The organism is Butyrivibrio sp. WCD3002, assembly GCF_000424265.1.
Taxonomy (GTDB): Bacteria; Bacillota; Clostridia; order Lachnospirales; family Lachnospiraceae; genus Butyrivibrio.
This window is the reverse complement of record NZ_AUJO01000002.1, coordinates 286,886-311,194: the sequence shown is the minus strand read 5'-3', so window position 1 is coordinate 311,194 and position 24,309 is coordinate 286,886. Positions and strand designations below refer to the sequence as shown.

General features: G+C 43.4%; 22 protein-coding genes. 19 read left to right on the top strand and 3 right to left on the bottom strand.

Going from position 1 to position 24,309, the window contains the following annotated elements; genetic code table 11:
- Positions 1–68 precede the first annotated feature (68 nt).
- The 16 genes from purE to G608_RS0104670 all read left to right on the top strand — a co-directional run bounded on the left by purE (position 69) and on the right by G608_RS0104670 (position 17,001).
- Complete coding sequence (gene purE / locus G608_RS0104745) at positions 69–569, top strand: 5-(carboxyamino)imidazole ribonucleotide mutase (RefSeq protein WP_026495079.1); 501 nt, start codon at positions 69–71, stop codon at positions 567–569.
- Between the two features lie 41 nt (positions 570–610).
- Positions 611–1,636 (top strand): phosphoribosylformylglycinamidine cyclo-ligase, encoded by a 1,026-nt coding sequence (gene purM / locus G608_RS0104740; protein ID WP_026495078.1) that lies wholly within the window; start codon positions 611–613, stop codon positions 1,634–1,636.
- On the top strand, positions 1,630–2,274 hold the full coding sequence (purN, locus tag G608_RS0104735) for a phosphoribosylglycinamide formyltransferase (protein ID WP_026495077.1): 645 nt from the start codon (positions 1,630–1,632) through the stop codon (positions 2,272–2,274). Before purM ends, purN begins: the two co-directional genes overlap by 7 nt.
- Positions 2,275–2,283: 9 nt before the next feature.
- Positions 2,284–3,555 carry a phosphoribosylamine--glycine ligase gene (gene purD / locus G608_RS0104730; RefSeq protein ID WP_026495076.1) on the top strand — a complete coding sequence of 424 codons (1,272 nt, stop codon included), beginning with the start codon at positions 2,284–2,286 and terminating at the stop codon, positions 3,553–3,555.
- A gap of 98 nt (positions 3,556–3,653) precedes the next feature.
- Positions 3,654–5,021 (top strand): SH3 domain-containing protein, encoded by a 1,368-nt coding sequence (locus G608_RS0104725; RefSeq protein ID WP_026495075.1) that lies wholly within the window; start codon positions 3,654–3,656, stop codon positions 5,019–5,021.
- A 160-nt stretch (positions 5,022–5,181) separates the two neighbouring features.
- Complete coding sequence (locus G608_RS0104720) at positions 5,182–5,556, top strand: GntR family transcriptional regulator (protein ID WP_026495074.1); 375 nt, start codon at positions 5,182–5,184, stop codon at positions 5,554–5,556.
- A gap of 27 nt (positions 5,557–5,583) precedes the next feature.
- Entirely contained in the window at positions 5,584–8,133 is a 2,550-nt protein-coding gene (locus G608_RS0104715; protein ID WP_026495073.1) for an ATP-dependent Clp protease ATP-binding subunit, read from the top strand.
- Between the two features lie 91 nt (positions 8,134–8,224).
- Entirely contained in the window at positions 8,225–8,632 is a 408-nt protein-coding gene (locus tag G608_RS0104710) for a hypothetical protein (protein ID WP_026495072.1), read from the top strand.
- Between the two features lie 174 nt (positions 8,633–8,806).
- Positions 8,807–9,823 (top strand): leucine-rich repeat protein, encoded by a 1,017-nt coding sequence (locus tag G608_RS0104705; protein ID WP_026495071.1) that lies wholly within the window; start codon positions 8,807–8,809, stop codon positions 9,821–9,823.
- 27 nt (positions 9,824–9,850) lie between these two features.
- Positions 9,851–11,242 (top strand): DNA repair protein RadA, encoded by a 1,392-nt coding sequence (gene radA / locus G608_RS0104700; protein WP_026495070.1) that lies wholly within the window; start codon positions 9,851–9,853, stop codon positions 11,240–11,242.
- Positions 11,243–11,463: 221 nt separating this feature from the next.
- On the top strand, positions 11,464–12,678 hold the full coding sequence (locus tag G608_RS0104695) for an ABC transporter substrate-binding protein (RefSeq protein WP_026495069.1): 1,215 nt from the start codon (positions 11,464–11,466) through the stop codon (positions 12,676–12,678).
- A gap of 142 nt (positions 12,679–12,820) precedes the next feature.
- Positions 12,821–13,705: a branched-chain amino acid ABC transporter permease gene (locus G608_RS0104690; RefSeq protein ID WP_026495068.1), complete on the top strand. Its 885-nt coding sequence runs from the start codon at positions 12,821–12,823 to the stop codon at positions 13,703–13,705.
- Positions 13,706–13,737: 32 nt separating this feature from the next.
- Positions 13,738–14,781: a branched-chain amino acid ABC transporter permease gene (locus tag G608_RS0104685; protein ID WP_026495067.1), complete on the top strand. Its 1,044-nt coding sequence runs from the start codon at positions 13,738–13,740 to the stop codon at positions 14,779–14,781.
- A gap of 2 nt (positions 14,782–14,783) precedes the next feature.
- Positions 14,784–15,545: an ABC transporter ATP-binding protein gene (locus tag G608_RS0104680; protein WP_026495066.1), complete on the top strand. Its 762-nt coding sequence runs from the start codon at positions 14,784–14,786 to the stop codon at positions 15,543–15,545.
- Positions 15,546–15,629: 84 nt separating this feature from the next.
- Complete coding sequence (locus tag G608_RS0104675) at positions 15,630–16,340, top strand: ABC transporter ATP-binding protein (protein ID WP_026495065.1); 711 nt, start codon at positions 15,630–15,632, stop codon at positions 16,338–16,340.
- A gap of 22 nt (positions 16,341–16,362) precedes the next feature.
- Complete coding sequence (locus G608_RS0104670; protein WP_026495064.1) at positions 16,363–17,001, top strand: AAA family ATPase; 639 nt, start codon at positions 16,363–16,365, stop codon at positions 16,999–17,001.
- Here G608_RS0104670 and G608_RS0104665 read toward each other — a convergent pair.
- The 3 genes from G608_RS0104665 to G608_RS0104655 all read right to left on the bottom strand — a co-directional run bounded on the left by G608_RS0104665 (position 16,993) and on the right by G608_RS0104655 (position 20,095).
- Positions 16,993–17,919, bottom strand: a complete 927-nt coding sequence (locus tag G608_RS0104665) for a LysR family transcriptional regulator (protein ID WP_026495063.1) — start codon at positions 17,917–17,919, stop codon at positions 16,993–16,995. The two genes, G608_RS0104670 and G608_RS0104665, sit on opposite strands and share 9 nt — an antisense overlap.
- A 65-nt stretch (positions 17,920–17,984) precedes the next feature.
- Positions 17,985–18,893, bottom strand: a complete 909-nt coding sequence (locus G608_RS0104660; protein WP_026495062.1) for a PLP-dependent cysteine synthase family protein — start codon at positions 18,891–18,893, stop codon at positions 17,985–17,987.
- A 53-nt stretch (positions 18,894–18,946) separates the two neighbouring features.
- Positions 18,947–20,095, bottom strand: coding sequence for a trans-sulfuration enzyme family protein (locus G608_RS0104655; protein ID WP_026495061.1), 1,149 nt, complete (start codon positions 20,093–20,095; stop codon positions 18,947–18,949).
- A 336-nt stretch (positions 20,096–20,431) separates the two neighbouring features.
- Between G608_RS0104655 and G608_RS0104650 the strand changes: the two genes are divergently transcribed.
- From G608_RS0104650 to nifH, 3 genes are all read left to right on the top strand, one after another.
- On the top strand, positions 20,432–21,928 hold the full coding sequence (locus G608_RS0104650) for a nitrogenase component 1 (protein WP_026495060.1): 1,497 nt from the start codon (positions 20,432–20,434) through the stop codon (positions 21,926–21,928).
- Between the two features lie 38 nt (positions 21,929–21,966).
- Positions 21,967–23,301 carry a nitrogenase component 1 gene (locus G608_RS0104645; protein ID WP_026495059.1) on the top strand — a complete coding sequence of 445 codons (1,335 nt, stop codon included), beginning with the start codon at positions 21,967–21,969 and terminating at the stop codon, positions 23,299–23,301.
- 135 nt (positions 23,302–23,436) lie between these two features.
- Complete coding sequence (gene nifH, locus G608_RS0104640; RefSeq protein WP_026495058.1) at positions 23,437–24,279, top strand: nitrogenase iron protein; 843 nt, start codon at positions 23,437–23,439, stop codon at positions 24,277–24,279.
- The last annotated feature ends 30 nt before the right edge of the window (positions 24,280–24,309 follow it).

Below are 24,309 nucleotides of genomic sequence, written 5' to 3'. Positions count from 1 at the left end.
TTGAAAATCTGTCGTATAGTATGGTATAAAAGTTAGGGTAAAAAAAACTATTCTTTGGAGGAGAAGCTATGGCAAAAGTTGGGATAGTCATGGGCTCTGATTCAGATATGCCTGTTATGTCTAAAGCAGCGCAGATTCTGGATGAGCTCGGTATTTCTTATGAGATGAACATCATTTCTGCACACAGAGAGCCGGATGAGTTTTTTGAATATGCAAAAAGCGCAGAATCTAAGGGCTTTAAAGTAATCATCGCGGGAGCCGGTATGGCGGCGCATCTTCCCGGTATGTGTGCGGCTATTTTCCCCATGCCAGTTATTGGAATCCCCATGCACACCACATCTCTTGGTGGAAGGGATTCATTATACAGTATTGTACAGATGCCTACCGGTATTCCGGTTGCAACTGTTGCAATTAACGGAGGAGCTAACGCAGGACTTCTTGCGGCTAAGATTCTTGCTACATCTGATGCTGAGCTCCTTGCAAAACTCAAGGATTATTCAAACGGCTTGAAGGAACAGGTTGTTAAAAAGGACGCCCACCTTCAGGAAGTTGGATATAAGAACTATTAATTAAATATTGAAGAACCAAATCGGAGGAAAACATGTCAGAGCTGAACTACAAAAATGCAGGGGTGGATATCGAAGCTGGTTACAAATCAGTGGATATGATCAAAGGATTTGTAAAGGAGACCATGAGACCGGAAGTGCTTGGAGGTCTTGGTGGATTTTCCGGAGCTTTTTCCCTTTCGAATATCAAGAACATGAAGGATCCTGTTCTTTTATCGGGAACAGATGGAGTAGGAACCAAGATTAAGCTGGCCTTTATTCTTGATAAGCATGACACTATTGGAATTGACGCCGTTGCAATGTGCGTAAACGATGTCATCTGTGCAGGTGGTGAGCCACTGTTTTTCCTTGATTACATAGCATGCGGTAAGAACTATCCCGAGAAGATAGCTCAGATCGTAAAGGGTGTAGCTGAGGGCTGCAAGCAGTCTGAATGTGCACTTGTAGGTGGCGAGACCGCTGAGCATCCCGGCCTTATGCCTGAGGATGAATATGACCTTGCAGGCTTTGCTGTAGGTGTCGTTGATAAGGCAGATATGATTGACGGAAGCACCATTAAGGCAGGCGATACACTTATAGGTGTTGCCAGCAGCGGAGTTCACAGCAACGGTTTTTCTCTTGTTCGTAAGGTTTTCGATATGACTAAGGAAAGCCTTGAGACATATTATGATGAGCTCGGAACTACTCTTGGTGAAGCGCTTCTTGCTCCCACAAGAATCTATGTGAAGATGCTTAAGCAGATAAAAAAGGATGGCATTACGGTTAAGGGCTGCAGCCACATCACAGGCGGCGGTTTCTATGAGAACATTCCGAGAATGCTTCCCGATGGCGTAAGAGCTGTTGTTAAGAAGGACAGCTATGAGGTTCCTGCTCTTTTCAAGCTTATGCAGAAGAAGGGCAATCTCGATGAGGATATGATGTATAACACCTACAATATGGGTCTTGGTATGGTACTGGCTGTTGATCCTGCTGATGCACAGGCTACACTTGCAGCAATCGAGGCATCAGGCGAGAAGGGATTCATCGTCGGCAGCGTAGAGGCAGGAGATAAGGGAGTTACATTATGCTGAGAATAGCGGTTCTTGTTTCCGGCGGCGGTACTAACCTCCAGGCGATCATTGATGCCATAGACAATGGAAAGATTACAAACACCGAGATTTCAATGGTGTTTAGCAATAACAGGAATGCCTTTGCTCTTGAAAGAGCCGCAAAGCATGGTATTAAGACGCAGGTACTGGTGCCAAAGGAATTCGGCAGCAGGGATGAATTTAACGAAGCCTTTTATGAGCTGCTTATAAAAGAGAATCCGGACCTTATCGTACTTGCAGGCTGCCTTGTTGTTATTCCTGAAAAAATTGTAAAGGCCTTTCAGGGCAGAATCATTAATATACATCCTTCACTTATACCTTCATTTTGCGGCACAGGCTATTATGGTCTGAAGGTGCATGAGAAGGCCCTTGAGAGGGGAGTGAAGGTGTCAGGTGCCACGGTACATTTTGTGGATGAAGGTACAGATACAGGACCGATTATTCTGCAAAAGGCAGTTTATGTAAGACCTGATGATACTGCAAAGACGCTTCAGCAGCGTATTATGGAGCAGGCTGAGTGGAAGATTCTTCCAAGAGCCATTGATCTTATAGCAAACGGAAAAGTAACACTTGAAGGCGGGAAGGCTGTAATTGACGACTATGACCCAGATGAGATATAAGGAGCGAGTATGAAAGTTTTGATTGTTGGCGGAGGCGGAAGAGAGCATGCTATCGCCGAGGCGGTTTCCAGAAGTAAGCACCTTGATAAGCTTTATTGTGCACCCGGTAATGCGGGAATTGCAGAGTATGCAGAGTGTGTTCCGATCACTCCCATGGAATTTGACAAGCTGGTTGAATTTGCAAAGGATAAGCAGATTGACCTTACAATAATCGGAATGGACGATCCTCTTGTTGGCGGTATCGTAGATGCTTTTGAAGCAGAGGGCCTTCGAGTATTCGGACCTCGCAAGAATGCAGCAATCCTTGAGGGAAGCAAGGCCTTTTCCAAGGATCTTATGAAAAAATACAATATTCCCACAGCTGCTTATGAGACCTTTGAGGATCCGGCTGAAGCGCTTGAGTACCTTAAGACTGCTAAGTTCCCTATTGTACTTAAGGCTGACGGACTTGCACTTGGTAAGGGCGTTCTCATCTGCGAGACCTTAGAGGATGCTAATGCAGGCGTTCGTGAGATCATGCAGGACAAGAAGTTTGGTGATGCCGGCAAGAAGATGGTTATTGAAGAATTCATGACAGGTCGTGAGGTTTCAGTGCTGTCCTTTGTTGACGGTAAGACCATTAAGCTCATGAGCTCCGCACAGGATCATAAGCGTGCAGGAGACGGAGATACAGGTCTTAACACCGGCGGAATGGGTAATTTCTCACCCAGTCCCTTCTATACAGAAGAGGTTGATGCTTTTTGTAAGGAGCACATCTATCAGAGAACTGTTGATGCCATGCGCGCAGAGGGCAGAGAGTTCAAGGGAGTTATATTCTTTGGTCTTATGCTGACAGAGGATGGCCCCAAGGTTCTTGAGTACAATGCAAGATTTGGTGATCCCGAGGCTCAGGTTGTTCTTCCAAGACTCCAGACAGATATGATTGAAGTCTGCGAGGCTGTTATAGATGGTAAGCTTGATCAGGTAGATCTTAAATTTGAGGATAAGGCAGCAGTATGCGTAGTTCTTGCATCTGAGGGCTATCCTGTAAAATATGAAAAGGGTAAGGAAATAACAGGTCTTGAAAACTTCAAGGGTAAGGATGGATATTACTGCTTCCATGCCGGATCTAAGTTTGAGGGCGACAAGATCGTTACCAACGGGGGAAGAGTTCTTGGCATAACAGCCAAAGGCGATACTCTGGCTGAGGCCAGAAAGAAAGCCTACGAAGCTACAGAATGGGTTAGCTTTGAGAACAAATATATGCGTCATGATATCGGCAAGGCCATAGATGAGGCATAATATAAAAAACCACTAATTTTAGAAGAATCAACATATTATACTCCAATATATGGTATAATCCTTGTAGATTAATGAAGTTAGTGCAGGAGGTTGAAGGTATGATAAAAAGAAAAATGGGGAATATGGCTAGAGCTATGGCCATAATTTTTTCAGTGTGCACGTTATTTGCAGTGCAGCCGATCAGTGCTCTTGCAGCTACAGGAACGGTAACATCCTCAAATGTTAAGGTTCGTGCGGAGGCAAGCACAGCATCTGAACAGGTTTCAAGCCTTGATTCGGGTGATAAGGTAGACATTATAGATGAGACTACTGATTCTCAGGGATATGTTTGGTACAGAATTTATGTAAACGGTAATGAGTATGGATATGTCAGAAGTGATCTCATATCCAAGTCCGGTTCAGTAAGCAGTTCTAATACTCAGAGTGCTGAATCACTTCCTCAGACACAAGTTACTGCCACAGAGTCACAGCCCGCGACAGTTACTGTTGCAAGTGCAAATGTAAGAGGTGGTGCAGGTACCGGCTATGATACCGTTGGAACTGTAAAAAACGGTGATACAGTAACAATTACCGGTGAAGCAACCGGTACAGATAATAAGAAATGGTACCAGATAAGCTTTGGTGATAGCGGAAGAACAGGTTTTGTAAGATCAGACCTTGTACAGCTTGGGGCTGCGGCACCTGCAGAGGAAACTGCTGAAGGTGGAGAAGTCGCTGAAGGCGGAGAAGCTGTAGATGGTGAAGTTGTTGAAGGCGCAGAGGGCGCTGAAGGCGGAGAAGTTGCTGAGCAGCCCGCTGAGGAAACAGCTAATTCCGGAATCTCCATAGATACAGTTGGTAATGGCGAGTTTTCACTTGCTTATAAGGATGACGGAACAGGTACAGAAACCTGGTACCTCTATGATAATGTTGAAGGCACTCAGGTTAAGCTCAATGACCTTCTTAATTACGCAACAGAGGGACAGCAGACAGGAGCTCTTAAGAAGCAGGCAGGCAGCCTGAAGGTAGCGCTTGTAGTTATGGCAGTTATCATAGCACTTATGGTGCTCGCTATTTTACTTCTTATTTTCAAGCTTCGTGATTACATGTATTACGAGGATGATGAACCTGCAGAAAACTCAGCTAAGAAAAAGCCCCAGTACAATGATTCTTCCAAGAAGGAAGATAAGGCACGTACTAACAGAGTATCTCCGGAGCGTGAAAGTAAGGGCAGAACAGTAGCAGACAGCAGAAGACCTGCTTCAACTGTTACACCTTCCCGTGAGAGAAAGAGTGCTCCAATGGGAACAGCAGATTCTCTTAACTATGGTGGATCTGAGAGAAAGTCTATGCAGTCATCAAGAGCAGTTGACGGTGATCCGGTTAAGAACCGTCCCGCTCAGAACAGCAGGAAGCCTCGCAATTTCCTTTTAGAGGATGATGACTTTGAATTCGAGTTCCTTGATCTGGATGATGATGAAAAATAATTAGATTTTAAAAGTGGCGATGAACATGCTTCATCGCCACTTTTTTATTTTTGAAGGTGAAATTTTCCCTTTATGGATGTTTGGAGGCCTTTTTGAAACAGGTTGACTTTACAGACCCTTCTGTTATACTTGATATATCACAGCAACGGAAGGAGGCATCATGATAATACAGATTGATTTTAACAGTGATGAAGCTATTTATGTTCAGCTCTGCAATCAGATTATTTTGGGCATAGCCACGTCTCAGTTCCGTGAGGGAGATCAGCTTCCCAGCGTGCGTCAGCTGGCAGATACCATTGGAATCAACATGCATACGGTTAACAAGGCATACTCTATTTTACAGCAGGAGGGTTTTGTTAAGATTGACAGGAGAAGAGGCGCTATTATCGCTACTTCACTTAACAAGCTTGAAGCCCTTAGAGAGGCTCATGACATGCTGAGCGTTGTACTTGCCAGAGCTACATGCAAGGGTGTTTCAAGGCAGGAGATACACGAACTGATTGACGAGATATATGCAGATTACGGCGACATCTAATTCATTTACATACAGGAGGTATTCATATTGAATAAGGAATACACGCAGAAGGCCGAAAATGCCTTAAAGCAGGCAAGAAAAACAGCCAGAAGCCTGAAGCTTAACTATGTTGGAACGGAGCATCTCTTGATGGGACTTATCCGCACAGAGGATTGTGTGGCATCAAGGATTCTTATTGATAACGGAATTAATGAAGATAAGATGATGGATATCATCAAGGATTTGATTGTTGAGGGCGGTAATCTTACCGTTCTTGATAAGGAGGGCTTTTCTCCAAGAGCTGAGAGTGTTCTTGAGGAAGCTCACAGACAGGCAGAGCGCTTCCATGCTGAAAAGACAGGAACGGAGCACATTCTTCTTGCACTTATCAAGGAGGGCGAGAATGTAGCAGTGCGCCTTATAGGTACACTCAATGTATCAATTCAGAAGGTCTATGCCGAGACTCTTGCTGCCATGGGCGAGGACGCTGCCCTGGTAAAAGAGGACCTTGGAAGAAAGCCCGGCGGAAAGAAAAAGGCATCGACCCTTGAGCAGTACAGCAGGGATCTGACAGCTCTTGCTGCTGCAGATAAGCTCGATCCCATTATCGGCAGAGAGAATGAGATTCAGCGTGTGATTCAGATATTAAGCCGCAGAACCAAGAATAATCCGTGCCTTATCGGTGAGCCCGGTGTTGGTAAGACTGCGGTTGTAGAGGGACTTGCTCAGAGAATCGTAAGAGGAGATGTTCCCTTCACAGTTCAGAATAAGAGACTTCTTACACTGGACCTTTCAGGAATGATCGCAGGTTCAAAGTATAGAGGTGAATTCGAGGAGAGAATTAAGAAGGTCATCAGAGAGGTCATTGATGATGGCAATATAATTCTTTTCGTTGATGAGATGCACACTCTTATCGGTGCAGGCGGAGCAGAAGGCGCTATCGATGCATCAAATATTTTAAAGCCTTCCCTTGCAAGAGGTGAGATTCAGATGATCGGTGCTACCACCATCACCGAGTATCGCAAATATGTGGAGAAGGATGCGGCTCTTGAGAGACGTTTCCAGCCTGTAAATGTTGAAGAACCTGACAGAGATGAGACTCTTGCCATCATGAATGGTATCGTACACAAGTATGAGGAGCATCATCATGTAAAGGTTACTCCTGAGGCTGTTCAGGCAGCTGTTGATCTCAGCAGCAGATATATTAATGACAGAAATCTTCCGGATAAGGCCATCGATCTTATTGATGAAGCCTGCTCCGCAGTGCGCCTCAGACTTACAGGTGCACCCTCCGGACTTCGCGAAATGGAAGCTGAGATCCGTGAAATGGATACAAAGGTTGAGGAGCTTCTTGCTCAGGAGGATTTTGCCGGAGCCGGCAGAGTTCACAGAGAACAGGAAGAACTTATTAAGAAATACAATCGTAAGAAGGCAAAGGAAGCAAACAGAGATAAGAATGCCGATTTCATAGTAAATGAAAATGATATCGCAGAAGTGGTTGCCATGTGGACCAAGATTCCTGTTAAGAAGATCGCTGAGAAGGAATCAGACAGACTTCTTAAGCTGGAGAAGATTCTTCACCAGAGAGTAATTGGTCAGGAGGATGCAGTAGTAGCTGTATCAAAGGCAATCAGAAGAGGTCGTGTGGGACTTCAGGATCCCAACAGACCTATCGGCTCATTCCTTTTCCTTGGACCTACAGGTGTTGGTAAGACAGAGTTGTCGAAGGCTTTGGCCGAGGCTATGTTTGGTGATGAGAACGCACTTATCCGCGTCGATATGTCTGAGTACATGGAAGGTCATTCAGTATCCAAGATGATCGGATCACCTCCGGGATATGTGGGCTATGACGAGGGCGGTCAGCTCAGTGAGAAGGTTAGAAGACACCCTTATTCGGTAGTTCTTTTTGATGAGATTGAGAAGGCACATCCGGATGTTTTCAATGTGCTGTTGCAGGTACTTGATGACGGTCACATCACAGATGCCAAGGGCAGAAAGGTCAGCTTCAAGAATACCATTCTTATCATGACCTCCAATGTAGGTGCCCAGAGAATCGTTGAGCCCAAGAAGCTTGGCTTTGATTCCGCTTCCGATGAGAAGAAGGATTATGAGACCATGAAGAGCGGTGTTATGGAAGAGGTTAAGAAGCTTTTCAAGCCTGAGTTCATAAACCGTATCGATGAGATCATGGTATTCCATCCTCTTAATGAGAAGGAGATGATGGAGATCGTCACACTTCTTAGTAAGAACCTTAGCAAGAGATGCAAGGAGCAGCTTGGAATCAATCTGACCATGCAGCCTGCTGTAAAGCAGTTCCTGGTTAAGAAGTATTCAGATCCCAAGATGGGTGCAAGACCGCTTAAGAGAGCTATTCAGTCTGTTATCGAGGATGCCATGGCTGAGGAACTCTTAAGAGGTAACATAAAGCGTGATAATGACGTGACCATAGGACTTAAGGATAACAAGGTTACTTTTACCCAGAAGGCACCGGCAGGGAAGAGTGCTGCGGCCAAAACCACAGCGGCAAAGACAACTACCCGTAAGCCTGCTGCAAAGAAAACTACCGCAAGAAAAACAGTGTCCAAAAAGTCGAAATGATTCATAAATATTTAATAAAAATATAGGTCCTAATGCCTTATAATAGAAGAAGATTAACCATCACATTTTTTACATACACAGGAGGTATAAAATGGCTGTCGTAGAACAGTTACTTAGGGCAGAATCAGATGGAACAATTAGTTTTGGTAATTACGAACTTCCGGAGAAGAAAAAGCTTGAGGACTTCAAATTTGATGGTAATATTTTGAAGGTCAAGACTTATAAGGACATTACCAAGCTTGAGCAAAATGACATGTTCCTTTACGAATCTGTTCCCGGAACCGCGGTTACAGGATTTAAGGAGAGTGAGAAAGGAATCACTTTTGAGGTAGATGGTCCGGGAGATGCCCAGATCACCGTGGGCCTTGAGGAAAACGCAGAGTACCACGTAATTGTAGATGGGAAAAACATAGGGCCTATGAAGACCGGGGTTGGCGGTAAACTGAACTTCAGTGTTGCACTGGGTCAGGCACCTGTTAAGGTTGATATTCACAAGTAAATAATTTAGGGCTGTGAAAAATGGAAAACATTTCTTACAGCCCTAATTTTATGCCTTTTAGGCTTATATATTACTGATTAAATTATGGGTTATTGGATTGGATATATGCTATAATAGTTAGCGCTGAGGGGACAGCAATTTTGCAGGGTGAATAAAGTTGAAGGGGAATTCATAATGAAAAAATCGTTGGGGAAGATTGCATTAATCATCACAGCCATGCTGTGTCTTTTTTTGTGTGGACAGTCGTTCATAAGTACCAAAGCAGCAACAGCAAAATCAGGAACGCTTATGAGCGGTGAGGAGTTCAACAGAACTCTTAAAAGTTTTGCACATAATATCCTGCCTGATCAGAAATCTTTGCCTATAGATCATACAATAGAGAGAATCAAATTCCTGGACAAAAATGAAAAGATGCCGGAAGGTAAGGATGTGAGATCAAAGAAAGTAGGAACCGATGTTACTGCTTATTTTGATTATTTCCTGCACACTATGTATATAAAGAGCACTTCTTCAGTTATCTATTTTCCTGAGGATTGTACACATATGTTCTATAAATTTCATGAACTGGAAGAGATAGATTTTTTTAAATCGCCTAAAAATGTCAGAGTGGATGTAAAGCTTCCCGGCAATTGGATAATATATGACAATGAAGATGGCAGATCAGATGATGGTGTGTATTACACCTCACTTTGCATTGATGATAATAGTCATATTTACCGTCATAGATATGCAAATTATCCTTTCTACGATGATGATATGACTTCATCCGTTGTGGAACCGGCAACTGTTTCATTTAATAGCGTACTGCCTGACTCTGTGACAATGGACAATATTACCTATCGTATTGACGAGAATGGAAGCGCTACAGTAACTAAGATTACTTCCGCAGGCAAGGTAAAGATAGACAATGCTACGGTTAATGGTGTAGTTTATCCGGTTACTGCTATTTCAGACGGAGCCTGCCAGGGTAACAAAAAAATAAAGTCACTGGTGATTGGTTCAAGCGTCAGAGAAATTGGAAAAAATGCTTTTAAAGGCTGTAAGTCCTTGGAGAGTGTAACCATAAAAGCAAATAAATCCCTTACTATCGGAAAGGGTGCTTTCAAGAAGATAAACAAGAGGTCTTCTATAAAAGTAAAGGGTGTGAAGGAAAGCACAAAGAAGAAGCTTATAAAGGCTATAGGCGATTGATCTATATAACAATAAAAAGGAATATATATGGCAACAAAAATAAAATCAGTTTTTTACTGTCAAAGCTGTGGGTATGAATCCTCTAAGTGGATGGGACAGTGCCCCGGATGTAAGGAGTGGAATACCTTTGTTGAGGAAGTGATAAAGCCCTCAGTAACAGGTAAGAGTTCCAAGGGAAGTGCTGCTCGCGGTGTCGGAGCAGGGGATTCCATAAATAAACCCATGAAGCTTTCAGAGATTACTCTTAATGAGGAAGACAGATACGACACACATATAGGAGAGCTTAACAGAGTTCTTGGCGGAGGCCTTGTAAAAGGTTCCCTTACTCTGGTTGGCGGTGATCCCGGAATAGGAAAATCCACTCTACTCTTGCAGACGGCAAGACTTTTATCTGCGGATAACAGAAAGGTTTTGTATATATCAGGTGAGGAATCCCTGCAGCAGATAAAGCTCCGTGCCAACAGAATCGGTGATTTTACCGATAATATGGAGCTTCTGTGCGAGACGGATCTTGGCACTATCGAAGAGACTATAAGAAGACATGCACCGGAAGTGGTTATCATTGATTCCATTCAGACCATGTTCAATGAGAATGTATCATCGGCTCCCGGAAGTGTATCTCAGGTAAGAGAGTCCACAGGCGTCCTTATGAGAATTGGAAAGCAGCTTGGCATTTCAATTTTCATAGTTGGTCATGTAACTAAGGAAGGAACAGTTGCAGGTCCAAGAGTCCTTGAGCACATGGTTGACACCGTTCTGTATTTCGAGGGCGACAGACACGCTTCCTATAGAATACTCAGAGCAGTGAAAAACAGATTCGGATCCACCAATGAAATCGGCGTTTTTGAGATGCGAAGCGAAGGCCTGGTGGAGGTTGAGAATCCTTCGGAATTCATGCTTGAGGGAAAGCCCGAGAATGCCAGTGGTTCAGTTGTGACCTGCTCTGTAGAGGGCACAAGACCAATCCTTATAGAGATACAGGCTCTCGTAAGTCATACCAATTTCAATTTTCCAAGAAGACAGGCTAACGGTACAGACTACAATAAGGTAAACCTTCTAATGGCTGTAATGGAGAAGCGCGTAGGCCTGGAGCTTTCATCCTACGACTGCTACATAAATCTGGCAGGGGGCATGAAGCTTATTGAGCCAGCCCTTGATCTTTCCATGTGCATGGCAATAGTATCAAGCTTCAGGAACAGACCGATCCCTGACGATGTAATAGCCTTTGGTGAGGTTGGCTTATCCGGAGAGGTACGTTCTGTCAACATGCCGGATGTCCGCATATCAGAGGCACAGCGCCTTGGCTTTAAGACCTGCATAGTTCCCAAAGCCGTTGCCGACAAATACAAAAAGTCCTTCAAAGGAATAGAACTGATCGGCGTTTCTTCAGTCCAAGAAGCCGTAGCAATGATTAAATAACCAAAATCATTTCATCATGCCACCGGGGACGGTTCTTTTTGGCACGATATTATCGTGCCAAAGAGAACCGTCCCCAGTGGCATGCATGGCATTTTTTCTTGACATTTTCACTGTACTACTTTAAAGTATCAAATAACAATTATTGTATACATGTATTTTGTGTGTGCAGTATTGAAAAAGTCGTACAATTCAATACGATTTTCACAGAGGAGGATTACATTATGAAGAAGATGAAGAGTTTTATCAGCATGATGGCTGCAGCAGCTATGCTTGCAGGAACACTTGCAGGCTGTGGCAACTCAGGTGCGGATACTGCTACTACAGCAGGTGAGAGCACAGCAACAGAGGCTGCTGATGGCGCAGCAAGCGGAGCTACATTTAAGTTTGGTTCTATCGGACCTCTTACAGGTGGCGCAGCTGCTTACGGTAATGCAGTAGCAAATTCCATCGAGCTTGCAGTTGCAGAGATCAATGCTAATGGCGGTATTAACGGATATCAGGTTGAGTGCAGAGGCGAGGATGATGAGCTTAATGCTGAGAAATCTGTTAATGCTTACAACACACTTAAGGACTGGGGTATGCAGTTCCTTATCGGTTCCACAACAAGTGCATGCTCACTTGCAGTAAGTGAGAACACACATGAGGACAACATGTTCCAGCTTACACCTTCAGCATCAGCTGCTGACTGCGTAGCTTATGAAAATGTTTTCCGTGTATGCTTCTCTGATCCTAACCAGGGTCTTGCATCAGCACAGTACATCGGTGCTCACAAGCTTGCTACTAAGGTTGGTGTCATCTATGACAGCTCTGATGTTTACTCATCAGGTATCTATCAGACATTTGCACAGGAAGCTCCCAATCAGGGCTTTGAAGTAGTTTCAGCTGAGGCATTTACAGCAGATTCTAAGACAGACTTCTCTGTACAGCTTCAGAAGGCTAAGGATGCAGGCGCTGAGCTTTTATTCCTTCCTATCTACTACACAGAGGCTTCACTTATCCTTACACAGGCTAACACAATGGGTTATGCTCCTACATTCTTCGGTGTAGACGGTATGGATGGTATTCTTACAGTTGAGAACTTCGATACATCACTTGCAGAAGGTCTTATGCTTCTTACACCTTTCGCAGCTGATGCAACAGATGATCTTACAGTTAACTACGTAAAGAACTATCAGGATAAATATGGCGAGACACCTAACCAGTTCGGTGCAGATGCTTATGATGCTGTATATGTAATCAAGCAGTGCCTTGAAGAGGCAGGTGCTACACCTGATATGAGCGTAAGCGATCTTTGTGAGAGCTTAAAGAGCACAATCGTTACAATCACAGCTTCAGGTCTTACATCAGACACAATGACATGGGATGCAAGCGGCGAGCCTAACAAAGAGCCCAAGGCTGTTGTTATTAAGGATGGTGCTTACGTATCAGCGGAGTAATCCATGATATACGAATTGCTCCATGACTATCGTCATTTTGACAATTATCATGGTATAATAAAATATCGCAAGGTTGCGAGGAATGCTGTCAAAGGCATTCCTCGTTCTTTTAAGAAATATTTATTAAGTGTTGGAGGAGTATATGAGTTTTTTAGTTTACCTCATCAATGGCCTGAGTCTGGGCAGTATATACGCTATTATTGCCCTTGGCTACACTATGGTATACGGAATTGCCAAGATGCTGAATTTCGCGCACGGTGATTTCATCATGGTGGGCTGTTATGTTATATTCACAATCTGTTCTACGCTCAGCGGCAATACCTTTGTGGGAATTATTGCAGCTGTGATCCTGTGTACACTGCTTGGTGTCACCACAGAGAAAGTAGCATACAAGCCTCTGCGTGGTGCGGCATCTCCTCTGGCTGTTCTTATAACTGCTATCGGTGTCAGTTATTTCCTTGAAAATTTGGCCCTTCTTATTTTCGGAGCAGATATCAAATCATTTTCATCAGTGGTTGCATGGCAGGGACTTTCCTTTGCAGGTGGCGATCTGAAAATCCAGGGTGTGACCATAGTTACCATTCTTACCAGTGTGGTAATTCTTATCGTTCTTCAGCTTTTTATTCACAAAACCAAGGAAGGACAGGCAATGCTTGCAGTTGCTGAGGATAAGGGCGCTGCAATGCTCATGGGAATCAATGTAAACAAGACAATTTCCCTGACCTTTGCCATTGGTTCAGCTCTTGCAGCTATAGCAGGTGCACTTCTGTGTTCAGCGTATCCTTCACTTTCACCTTATCTTGGCGCTATGCCCGGTATCAAGGCATTCGTCGCAGCAGTATTTGGTGGTATCGGATCTATACCCGGAGCCATGATCGGCGGACTTGTCCTTGGAATAGTAGAAATTCTCAGCAGAACCTACATCTCATCACAGCTTTCAGATGCCATTGTGTTTGGTATTTTGATCGTTGTATTACTTGTTAAGCCCACAGGCTTACTTGGTAAAAAGATAATGGAAAAAGTATAAACTGAGAAAACTTGGCGACCTTTGGAGGGATTATGGCAGAAAAGAAGCGAATAAAGAGTAATTTAATAACATACGGAATCGTGATCGGTATGTACCTGATCATGGAAATCCTAATGAGGACAGGCAATCTGTCCAGCCATTTAAAGGGACTATTGGTGCCCATGACCTATTATGCAATCATTGCTGTAGCTCTCAACCTTTGCGTAGGTATTTTGGGAGAGCTCAGTATCGGTCATTGCGGCTTTATGTGTATAGGTGCGTTTGCAAGTGCCATTTTTTCAAAGCTTACACAGAATGCACTTCCTACACCGATCAGATTTTTCCTGGCGTTTGTAGTGGGAATCGCTGTGGCAGCTCTGTTTGGATTTTTGATCGGTATCCCCGTACTTAGACTTAAGGGCGACTATCTTGCAATCGTTACACTGGCTTTTGGTGAGATCATCAAAAACGTTATCAATGCAATTTATTTTGGTGTTGATTCAAAGGGAGCACACATTTCCCTTAACAACGTAATGGATCTTGGCATGGAGCCTGACGGTCAGGTAATAATAAACGGAGCTATGGGTGTCACGGGAACTCCCAGAGATGCCAATTTCACCATAGCAATTGTAGTGCTTTTACTTGCACTTTTTGTAGTACTTAATCTGATGAATTCAAGGGATGGTCGTGCAATCATGGCGGTCCGTGATAACAGTATCGCAGCTGAGTCTGCAGGCATTAACGTAACCCGTTACAAGATGATGGCCTTCACAATTTCAGCAGCTATTGCAGGTGCAGCCGGAGTTCTTTTTTCACACAATATTACTTCACTTACGGCTACATCACAGTATTTTGGTTACAACGCATCCATCATGATCCTTGTGTATGTGGTGCTTGGAGGAATAGGAAATATCAGAGGCTCAGTCATCGCAGCAGCTATTCTTTATCTGCTTCCTGAGATGCTTAGAGGCCTTAATACATACAGAATGCTTATCTACTCAATTGTTCTTATAGTAATGATGCTCTTTAACTGGGCACCGGCAGCAGTTGATTGGAGAAACAGGGTAAAACACAAATTTATTAAGAGGAACGCGTAATTATGGCATTACTTCAGGTAAATAATTTAAGTATCGCATTTGGCGGACTTCGTGCCGTAGATGATTTTAGTCTGGAAATTGAAAAGGGCGAGCTTTATGGACTTATCGGACCAAATGGTGCAGGTAAGACTACGGTGTTCAATCTTTTGACAGGCGTATATAAGCCAAACGAAGGTATCATCCGTCTTGATGGTGAGGATATCACCAGGAAAAATACAATAGAGATCAATCATGCAGGCATTGCCAGAACCTTCCAGAATATCCGTCTTTTCCATCAGATGTCTGTTATCGACAATGTTAAGGTGGGACTGACAGAGCGCTTTAAATACAGCGGAATAGAGGGGGTACTTCATGTTGGCAGATATAAGGCCATGGAAAAGGCTATGGATGAGGAAGCCATGAAGCTCCTTAAGGTGTTTGGCCTTGATTCTGAGAGGGATGTTCTTGCAAGTAATCTGCCTTATGGTAAGCAGAGAAAGCTCGAGATAGCAAGAGCTATGGCTACTTCACCGAAGCTGCTTCTTCTTGATGAGCCTGCAGCGGGTATGAATCCCAACGAGACAGCGGAGCTTATGGAGACTATCGCTCTTGTAAGAAAAGAATTTAATATGACGATCCTTCTGATCGAGCATGATATGAAGCTTGTATCAGGAATCTGCGAGAAGCTTACAGTTCTTAACTTTGGTCGTGTCCTCAAACAGGGCGAGACAAAAGAGGTTCTTGACGACCCGGAAGTTATTAAGGCTTATTTAGGAGAAGACTAAGCCTGGCGAAGTATTTTTGAGCCCGGTATGAACGTGTACCGGCGAGCAGAACTTCCTTATAAATAAAAATATTGAGGAGCAAATATGGCATTACTTGATGTTAAAAATCTAAGCGTAAATTATGGCGTTATCAAGGCGCTTAAAGGAATATCTTTTCATGTGGATAAGGGTGAGATCGTTGCGCTGATCGGTGCAAACGGAGCCGGCAAGACCACAACACTGCATACTCTTTCAGGACTTTTAAAGCCCTCTGAGGGTGAGATTTTTTATAAAGATAATAATCTTGTTACCACGCCGGGACATAAGATTGTATCCCTTGGTATGGCGCAGGTTCCGGAGGGAAGACGAGTTTTCGCGGATATGACTGTTCTTCAGAATCTTAAGATGGGCGCCTATACCAGAGATGATGCGGCAGAGTTCCAGCAGACACTTGAGATGGTATATAAGAGATTTCCCAGACTGGAAGAGAGAAAAAATCAGATCTCAGGTACTCTTTCAGGTGGTGAGCAGCAAATGCTGGCAATGGGTAGAGCACTTATGTCACATCCTGATATAATATTAATGGATGAGCCATCAATGGGACTGTCACCTATTTTTGTTAATGAGATTTTCGACATTATTGAAGAAGTAAATAAAGATGGTGTTACGGTTTTGCTGGTTGAGCAGAACGCAAAGAAAGCACTTACTATTGCTGACAGGGCTTATGTTCTTGAAACAGGAAGCATTGTTAAGGAAGGCAATGCAAGTGATCTTTTGAATGATGAATCCATAAAGAAGGCTTATCTTGGAGAGTAAGTAAACAGGAGGATATTTCCATATGAGAAATATAGTCATCACTATTGCTAGACAGTACGGAAGCGGCGGAAGAACCGTCGGAAAGATGCTGGCTGATGAGCTTGGTATCCACTATTATGACAAGGAGCTTTCCAAGGTCGCTTCTGAGCTTAGCGGCATTAATGAGAGCTACTTTGTAGATGCTGATGAGAAGGTCAAAAGGAGCTGGAAGAGTAAACTTGTTTCAACCATATATGACGGAAGCTTGAAAAAGCCCGGTGATGCCGATCTTACATCAGATGAGAATATTTTCAGTAATCAGGCTAAAGCAATCAAATATCTGGCTGAAAAGGGTGAGCCCTGTGTTATAGTGGGCAGATGTGCGGATTTTGTCCTTAAGGACTATAATAATGCACTCAGAGTTTTTGTTCATGCAGATCATGATTTCCTCATGAGAGAAGCCGGTAAGGTTCAGAGTCTTACTGGAAAAGATTTAGAGAAATATATAGCCCAGATCGACAAGGCAAGAGCAGACTATTACGAGTATCATACAGGTAAAGTCTGGACGGATGCCCTGAACTACGATCTGTGTCTTGATAGTGGTAAGCTTGGTTTCGCCAAGTGCGTGGAAGCCATAAAGGCCTACGCAAAAGTCAGATTCGGCGAGGACTGCTTACTCTAAAATATTGTTTTTGTATTTTGATATTTCTTCAATATACATTTTTCCAATATCACTTATGATGGCATTTTTTCTGGATATATATCCTATTGTCATCTTTTCATTTACGTTAAGTTTGATGGCGCAGTAGTCATCACCGTTAAGGTCTTCACAGATAATACCGGAGCACAGGGTGTAGCCATTAAGACCCTTTATCAGGTTAAGCATGGTCGCCCGGTCATTGGCTCTGATTGATCTGTTGTAGTGCCTTGTGCTGAGGACTTCCTCAGAATAATATGCAGAATTATGTTCCCCCTGATTAAAAGAAAGGCAAGGGTACTTATCCAGTTCGCTGAGCTCGATCATGTCACCTGACTTTAGCTTTTCTTTTGCCAGGGGATTTTCTTTGCTCAGATATGCGTAGATGTGGCAGTCAAAAAGCGGAGTGAAGGTTACATTTGCTTCGGAAAACACTTTGCTTAGAACCTTTTCATTAAAATCATTCAGGTATAAAATACCAAGTTCACTGTTCTGATTTTTTACGTTCTTTATCACGTCATAGGTTTTTGTTTCCTTTATTTCAAACTCATATTCATCACAGCCATATTCTTTTACAAGCTCAATAAAGGCATTCGTAGCGAAGGTGTAATGCTGGGTTGAGACACTGAAAGACCGCTTCACACCTTGTTTGGAGATGAACTTGGCATTTAGAATATCGTACTGCTCAACAACGGATTTTGCATAACCGATGAACTCTTCACCTTTTGAAGTGAGAGTCACACCGGTCTTTGATCTTATAAAAATATCAAATCCTAGCTCGCTTTCCAGGGAATGCATAGCACCGGTAAGACTGGGCTGTGATATGAAAAGCTTTTTTGCAGCATCGTTTAATGAGTTTTCCTTTGAAATTGCAATGGCATAATATAACTGGTTGAGTGTCAATTTAGTATAGCCTCTCGATTCAAAATGTATGGGTTAACTGTTCCGGCTGTAGCCTGCAAGGAAAATCAGAAAAGTCCTTTGCTGAAATATCTGTCGCCTCTGTCGGGAAATACGGTAACAATATTACCTTCATCTATTTCTTCTGCAAGCTTAAGAGCTGCTGTGAGAGCAGCGCCTGATGATGAACCTGCAAGAATGCCTTCCTGTTTTGCCAGTTTCCTTGAGGTCTCAAAGGCCTCTTTATCAGTTATCTTGATGACCTTATCCACAAGAGTGATGTCCATGGTATCAGCAATAAAGTCATTTCCTATGCCTTCGATATCATAGTCAGCATGCTCGCCGCCACCGATGATGGAACCCACAGGATCTGCAAGAACGCCCTTTATATCAGGATTTTGTTCCTTAAGATATTTAGTAATTCCTGAGAAGGTTCCGCCACTTCCTGCACCTGCTACAAAGTAATCAATCTGACCGTCCATCTGACGATAGATTTCAGGACCTGTTGTCTCGTAGTGAGCAAGAGGATTGGCAGGGTTCTGGAACTGCTTAAGCGAAATCGCACCGGGAATGCTTTTAATAATCTCGTCAGCTTTTCTGTCTGCTCCGAGCATTCCGTCTTCTCTTGGTGTGTGGACAATCTCTGCTCCAAGAGCCTCCATTACCTTAAGCTTTTCTGCTGAGAATTTTTCAGGTACTGCAAAAATAATGCGATAGCCCTTATTAAGTGCAGCGATGGCGATACCGATTCCTGTATTTCCTGCGGTGGCATCAACAATAGTTCCACCCGGTTTAAGTACTCCGCGCTTTTCTGCATCCTTTATCATGTACTGTCCAACTCTGTCCTTTACGCTTCCTGCAGGGTTGTAGAGCTCTAACTTTGCAAAAATATTCACGCCTTCTTTTACGCCTAAATGAGTGAGTTTCATGATTGGTGTGTTGCCTATAAGCTCATGAACATTCATGTATACTTCCATAGTCTTCTCCTCCTGAAAACTTTTTGACTGATATTTTAAGTTGCTGCCAATGATTACTTTGATGCCTCAATTGCCTGCTTGAGATCGGCAATGATATCGTCTACATTTTCAATACCTACTGACAATCTGATGAGCTCATCGACAATACCTACCTGCTGTCTGATCTCATAGGGAATTGCTGCGTGAGTCATTGAAGCGGGGTGGCATACAAGAGATTCAACGCCACCAAGGGATTCAGCAAGAGTTACAAGCTTAAGTGCCTTTACAAACTTCCTGTAGTCATAGCCTTTATTAAGAACAAAGGAAATCATAGCTCCGGGGCCATCAGCCTGCTTCTTCTGAACATCATATCCGGGATCTGATTTAAGACCGGGGAAATATACCTTCTCCACATAGCCGTTTTCTTCGAGCCACTCGGCAATTTTCTGTGCATTTGCAACGTGTCTGTCCATGCGTACGCCAAGGGTTTTGATTCCTCTTATCATAAGGAAGCTGTCCCAGGGAGCAAGAACGCCGCCTATAGCATTTTGCAGATAGTAGAGCCTTTCTGAGATGGCCTTGTCATTTACTACTACAAAGCCTGAAATTGTGTCGCTGTGACCACCAAGGTACTTGGTTCCGCTGTGGATTACAATGTCAGCGCCAAGATCGATGGGCCTCTGAAGATAGGGTGTAAGGAAAGTGTTATCTACTATAAGAAGCTTGTCGTTCTTTTTTGCAATCTCAGAAACTGCTTTAATGTCAGTAACTGTGAGAAGAGGATTCGCGGGACTCTCTACATAGATAGCCTTTACCTCCGGAGAGATTGCAGCCTCAATCTGCGCTAAATCTGAAGTGTTTACGATTTCATAGGTGATACCGAAGTTCTTGAATACGTTATCAAGAATTCTAAAAGTTCCGCCATAGATATTATCTGAAACGATAAGCTTATCGCCTGATTTGAATAATGAAAGAACTGTATTTATAGCTGCAAGACCTGAGGCAAATGCAAGACCGTACTGACCATGCTCAAGGTCTGCAATTAGCTTTTCAAGTGCTGCTCTGGTGGGATTACCTGTTCTTGAGTATTCCCAGCCTCTGTTTTCTCCAATGCCGTCCTGCTTATATGTAGAAGTCTGATAAACCGGTACGTTAACCGCTCCTGTTATTTCATCCCCATCAATACCGCCGTGAATTAAAAGTGACTCGATTTTATAGCTCATAATTTTTCTCCTCCATTAAGTACTATTTTTCGAAATGCGTTTTACATATTTAACCTATCGGTTTAATAGTTAATAAGTTTATACATTCTATGCCCTATAACTGTCAACGAATCTGCAAAAGGGAAAAGTTATCGCTGTTTATAATCTCTGCTTATTTCAAGCTAAAACCTTTAACAGGTTGCAGATTATAGGGAATACCTATAGCTCTCTATAACAATCACATATTATACAGGTAGGTAAATAGTCGATATAATCACTTTCAATATCAAACGGCACAAATAAGCAGCACAGGAGAGGCGCTTTTGAAGTGACCAGATAGGTAGGAGGAGAGGAAAAATGTCTACAATAAACATTTTGGAGCCAAGTGTTCAGATACGTGAAAAAAGACTTGGAACTATAAATGCATTTACGGGACCTGCTTCAGAAATCGTACAAAGATCAGAAGACGGCAGTCTTAAGGATGCGAAGAGAAAATTTTCACAGTGTCTTGGCTGTAATGCTCAGCAGGCGTTTTGTCAGCTGGCAATGATAAAGGATGTAGTGGTAATAAATCATGCACCTATCGGGTGTGCAGGGGAATTCTCAGATTTCAATTTTACCTACAGAGTAGAACAGGAAAAGAGAGACTTACCTGAAGATATAGGCAGATATTTTTCTACCAATATTCAGGAAAAGGATACGGTTTTCGGAGCAACAAAAAAGCTTGAGGAAACAATCCACACCGCTTATGAAAGAATTCATCCCAGGGCGATTTTCATAACAACCTCCTGTGCATCGGGAATCATAGGTGAGGATATCGAGTCAGTTGCTGACAAGGCTTCAAAGGAGCTTGGGATTCCGGTTGTAACCTGTTCCTGTGAGGGCTTTAGATCAAAGGTATGGACAACAGGCTTTGATGCGGCTTATCACACAGTTCTTAGAGGAATTGTAAAGCCTCCCACCAAAAAGACAAAGAAGATTAACGTGGTTAACTTCTGGGGAAGACACGTATTTGATGAAATTTTTGAAAGGTTCGGATATGAAGCACAGTACATTATGCCTTTTGCTTCTATAGAAGAGCTTGAACACTGTAGTGAGGCAGCAGCCACAATTCATATTTGTCCCTCCCTTTCGACATATATGGGCGCTGGCCTCTCACAGTTATACGGAGTTCCTGAGATTACAGCACCTCCGGCATACGGAATAGATGGCACAGACGGTTGGCTCAGAGCGTTAGGAAAAGTACTCGGCAAAGAAGATGTAGCGGAAGAGCTGATCAAAGAAGGTCATGAAAAATACGTACCGGAAATAGACAAACTTAAGGAACGCTTCAAAGGTAAGAGAGCTTACGTTACAGCAGGAGCGGCCCACGGTCAGGCTCTTATCCATCTCCTTAGAGAGCTTGGATTTGACGTAGTGGGAGCCAGCGTTTTCCATCATGATCCCGTATATGACAGCGGCGACAGAAATATGGATGTTCTGGCTCATGCAGTAAAAACCTACGGTGATGTAAAGGATTACAGAGTCTGCAACAAGCAGAGCTGCGAGCTGGTAAATGCTCTTATCAGAAGTAAGCCTGATTTCATCATGGCAAGACACGGAGGCATGACACTTTGGGGAGCAAAGCTTGGAATTCCCACACTTCTTATAGGAGATGAGCAGTTCGGTATCGGCTACAAGGGAGCTTTAAACTACGCAAGAAGAATTGATGAAACTCTGGATTCCATAGAGTTTATAAAGAATTTTTCAAAGCATGCATCCAATCCTTATACGGAGTGGTGGCTTACACAGGAACCCGGTTACTTCCAGGGCGGAGGCAGCGGCGGATGCAGACCGGCTGCAAAGGTAGTATGATACCGGCTTAAAATCTATTTTCGGGAGGAGATGAAAAAATGTCAGGAACAATAGAACAGCCAAGATTTACCTGCGGTTTGGGATCCATACAGAGCGTGGTGGCTATAAAAAAAGGAGTACCTATACTTCATTCAGGTCCCGGCTGCGGCGGCCAGATCACAAGACTTATAGGTCAGGGTGAAGGCTATGCAGGCGGATCCACAGCACCCTGCACCAACGCAGAGGAAGCGGATGTAGTATTTGGCGGAGAAAAGAAGCTTAGAAGCGTTATAGAAAATTCCTTCAAGGTAATCGACGGAGATTTATATGTAGTTGTTACAGGTTGTACAGCTGCTATCACCGGTGATGATGTGGCAGCAGTCACAGGAGAATTCCAGCTTGATGATAAGCCTATCGTATATGTGGAAGAGGGCGGCTTTAAGAGCAACAACTACGCAAGCCATGAGAGACTTGTAAATGCCATCATTGATCAGTACGTTGATAAATTCAAGGAGAGCGATGAAAAAATTCCGGGTCTTGTAAATGTATTTGCTTCTATTCCATATCAGGATCCCTATTGGAGCGGCAACCTTGAGGGAATAAAGAAGGTACTTGAGGATATAGGACTTAAGGTAAACATCCTGTTTGGCAATGAGTCAGGCGGAGTGGAGGAATGGAAGACAATTCCAAACGCCGAATTCAACATTGTAATAGGACCATGGGTTGGAGTAAAAATCGCAAAGCACCTCAAGGTTAAATACAAGCAGCCTTACATCCAGTTCCCTTATCTGCCAATCGGAGCAATCGAAACATCAAGATTCCTTCGAACCGTTGCAGGTTTTGCAGAGCTCGATAATGAAAAGGTCGAAGCCTACATAAAGGAAGAGGAAGCAAAGTATTATTCACATATTGAAAAGATGGCTGATTTCATGCTGGAGTTCAGATATGGAATTCCGAGAAGAGTTTACTCAATTGCTGACAGTTCTTACTCACTTGGCTTTTCAAAATTCCTTCTCAACGAGCTTGGAATCATTCCTGGCCCTCAGTACATAGTAGATGATATTCCTGAAAAATATCAGGACTATGTAAGAGAACAGTTTGAGAATTTATCAGAGCTTCAGAGGAAGAGAGATATCGAAGTAGTCTTTGATCCCGATGCAGGTAAGAACCAGCAAAGACTTGAAGAAGATGCTAAAAAATACGAGGACAAGAGAATTCTTATCCTGGGCAGCTCCTGGGATAAAAATCTGGCAGACAAAATTAAGGCAGATCTTCTTATCATCTCAGTTCCTGTGCAGCATAGACTGATCATGAACTGCGGATATACAGGCTATGCAGGAGGCCTTCGTGCAATAGAGGATATCTACGACAGAGTTCTTGCAACATACAGATGATGAATAACAAAAGAAACAAATCACAAGAACAAGGCTAATTAAATAATAAACGAAGATGCCCAACTCAAAGCCTTCTCCCTTCCAGGGAGAAGGTGGCACGAAGTGCCGGATGAGGGTCAAAGAGGAGAGTATGAAATGAGACAAATAGCTATCTACGGAAAAGGTGGAATCGGAAAATCAACAACAACCCAGAACCTTACAGCAGGCCTTGCAGAGCTTGGTAAAAATGTCATGGTTGTAGGCTGTGATCCCAAAGCGGATTCAACAAGACTTCTTCTTAACGGTCTTGCACAGAAGACAGTTCTTGATACCCTTCGCGAGGAAGGCGAGGTGGATGATCTTGACCTTATCATGAAAACCGGCTTTGGCGGAATCAGATGCGTTGAGTCAGGCGGTCCTGAACCCGGCGTAGGCTGTGCAGGCCGAGGAATCATCACATCAATCGGAATGCTTGAGGATCTTGGTGCATACACAGAGGATCTTGATTATGTTTTCTATGATGTCCTTGGAGACGTTGTATGCGGCGGCTTCGCAATGCCCATAAGAGAAGGAAAAGCAAAGGAAATCTACATCGTAGCTTCAGGTGAGATGATGGCGCTTTATGCAGCTAACAATATCTGCAAGGGTATTCAGAAGTACGCTCTTAAGGGCGGTGTAAGACTTGGCGGTATCATCTGCAACAGCAGAAATGTAGACAGAGAGCATGACCTTCTTAATGCATTTGCAAAGGAACTTGGAAGCCAGCTCATCTATTTCGTACCCAGAGATAACGAGGTTCAGCGTGCGGAGATCAATAGAAAAACAGTTATCGATCATAATCCCACACATCCTCAGGCAAGAGAGTACAGGCACCTTGCAGAAGCGATTGAAGCTAACGAGCAGTTCGTAATTCCGAGACCCATGACTCAGGAGAGACTTGAAGAGATCCTCATTGAGTTTGGCCTTATGGAGAATATTAAGGACAGCTATGCGATATAAGAATTGCGTGAGTTTAGAAGAAACGGAGTA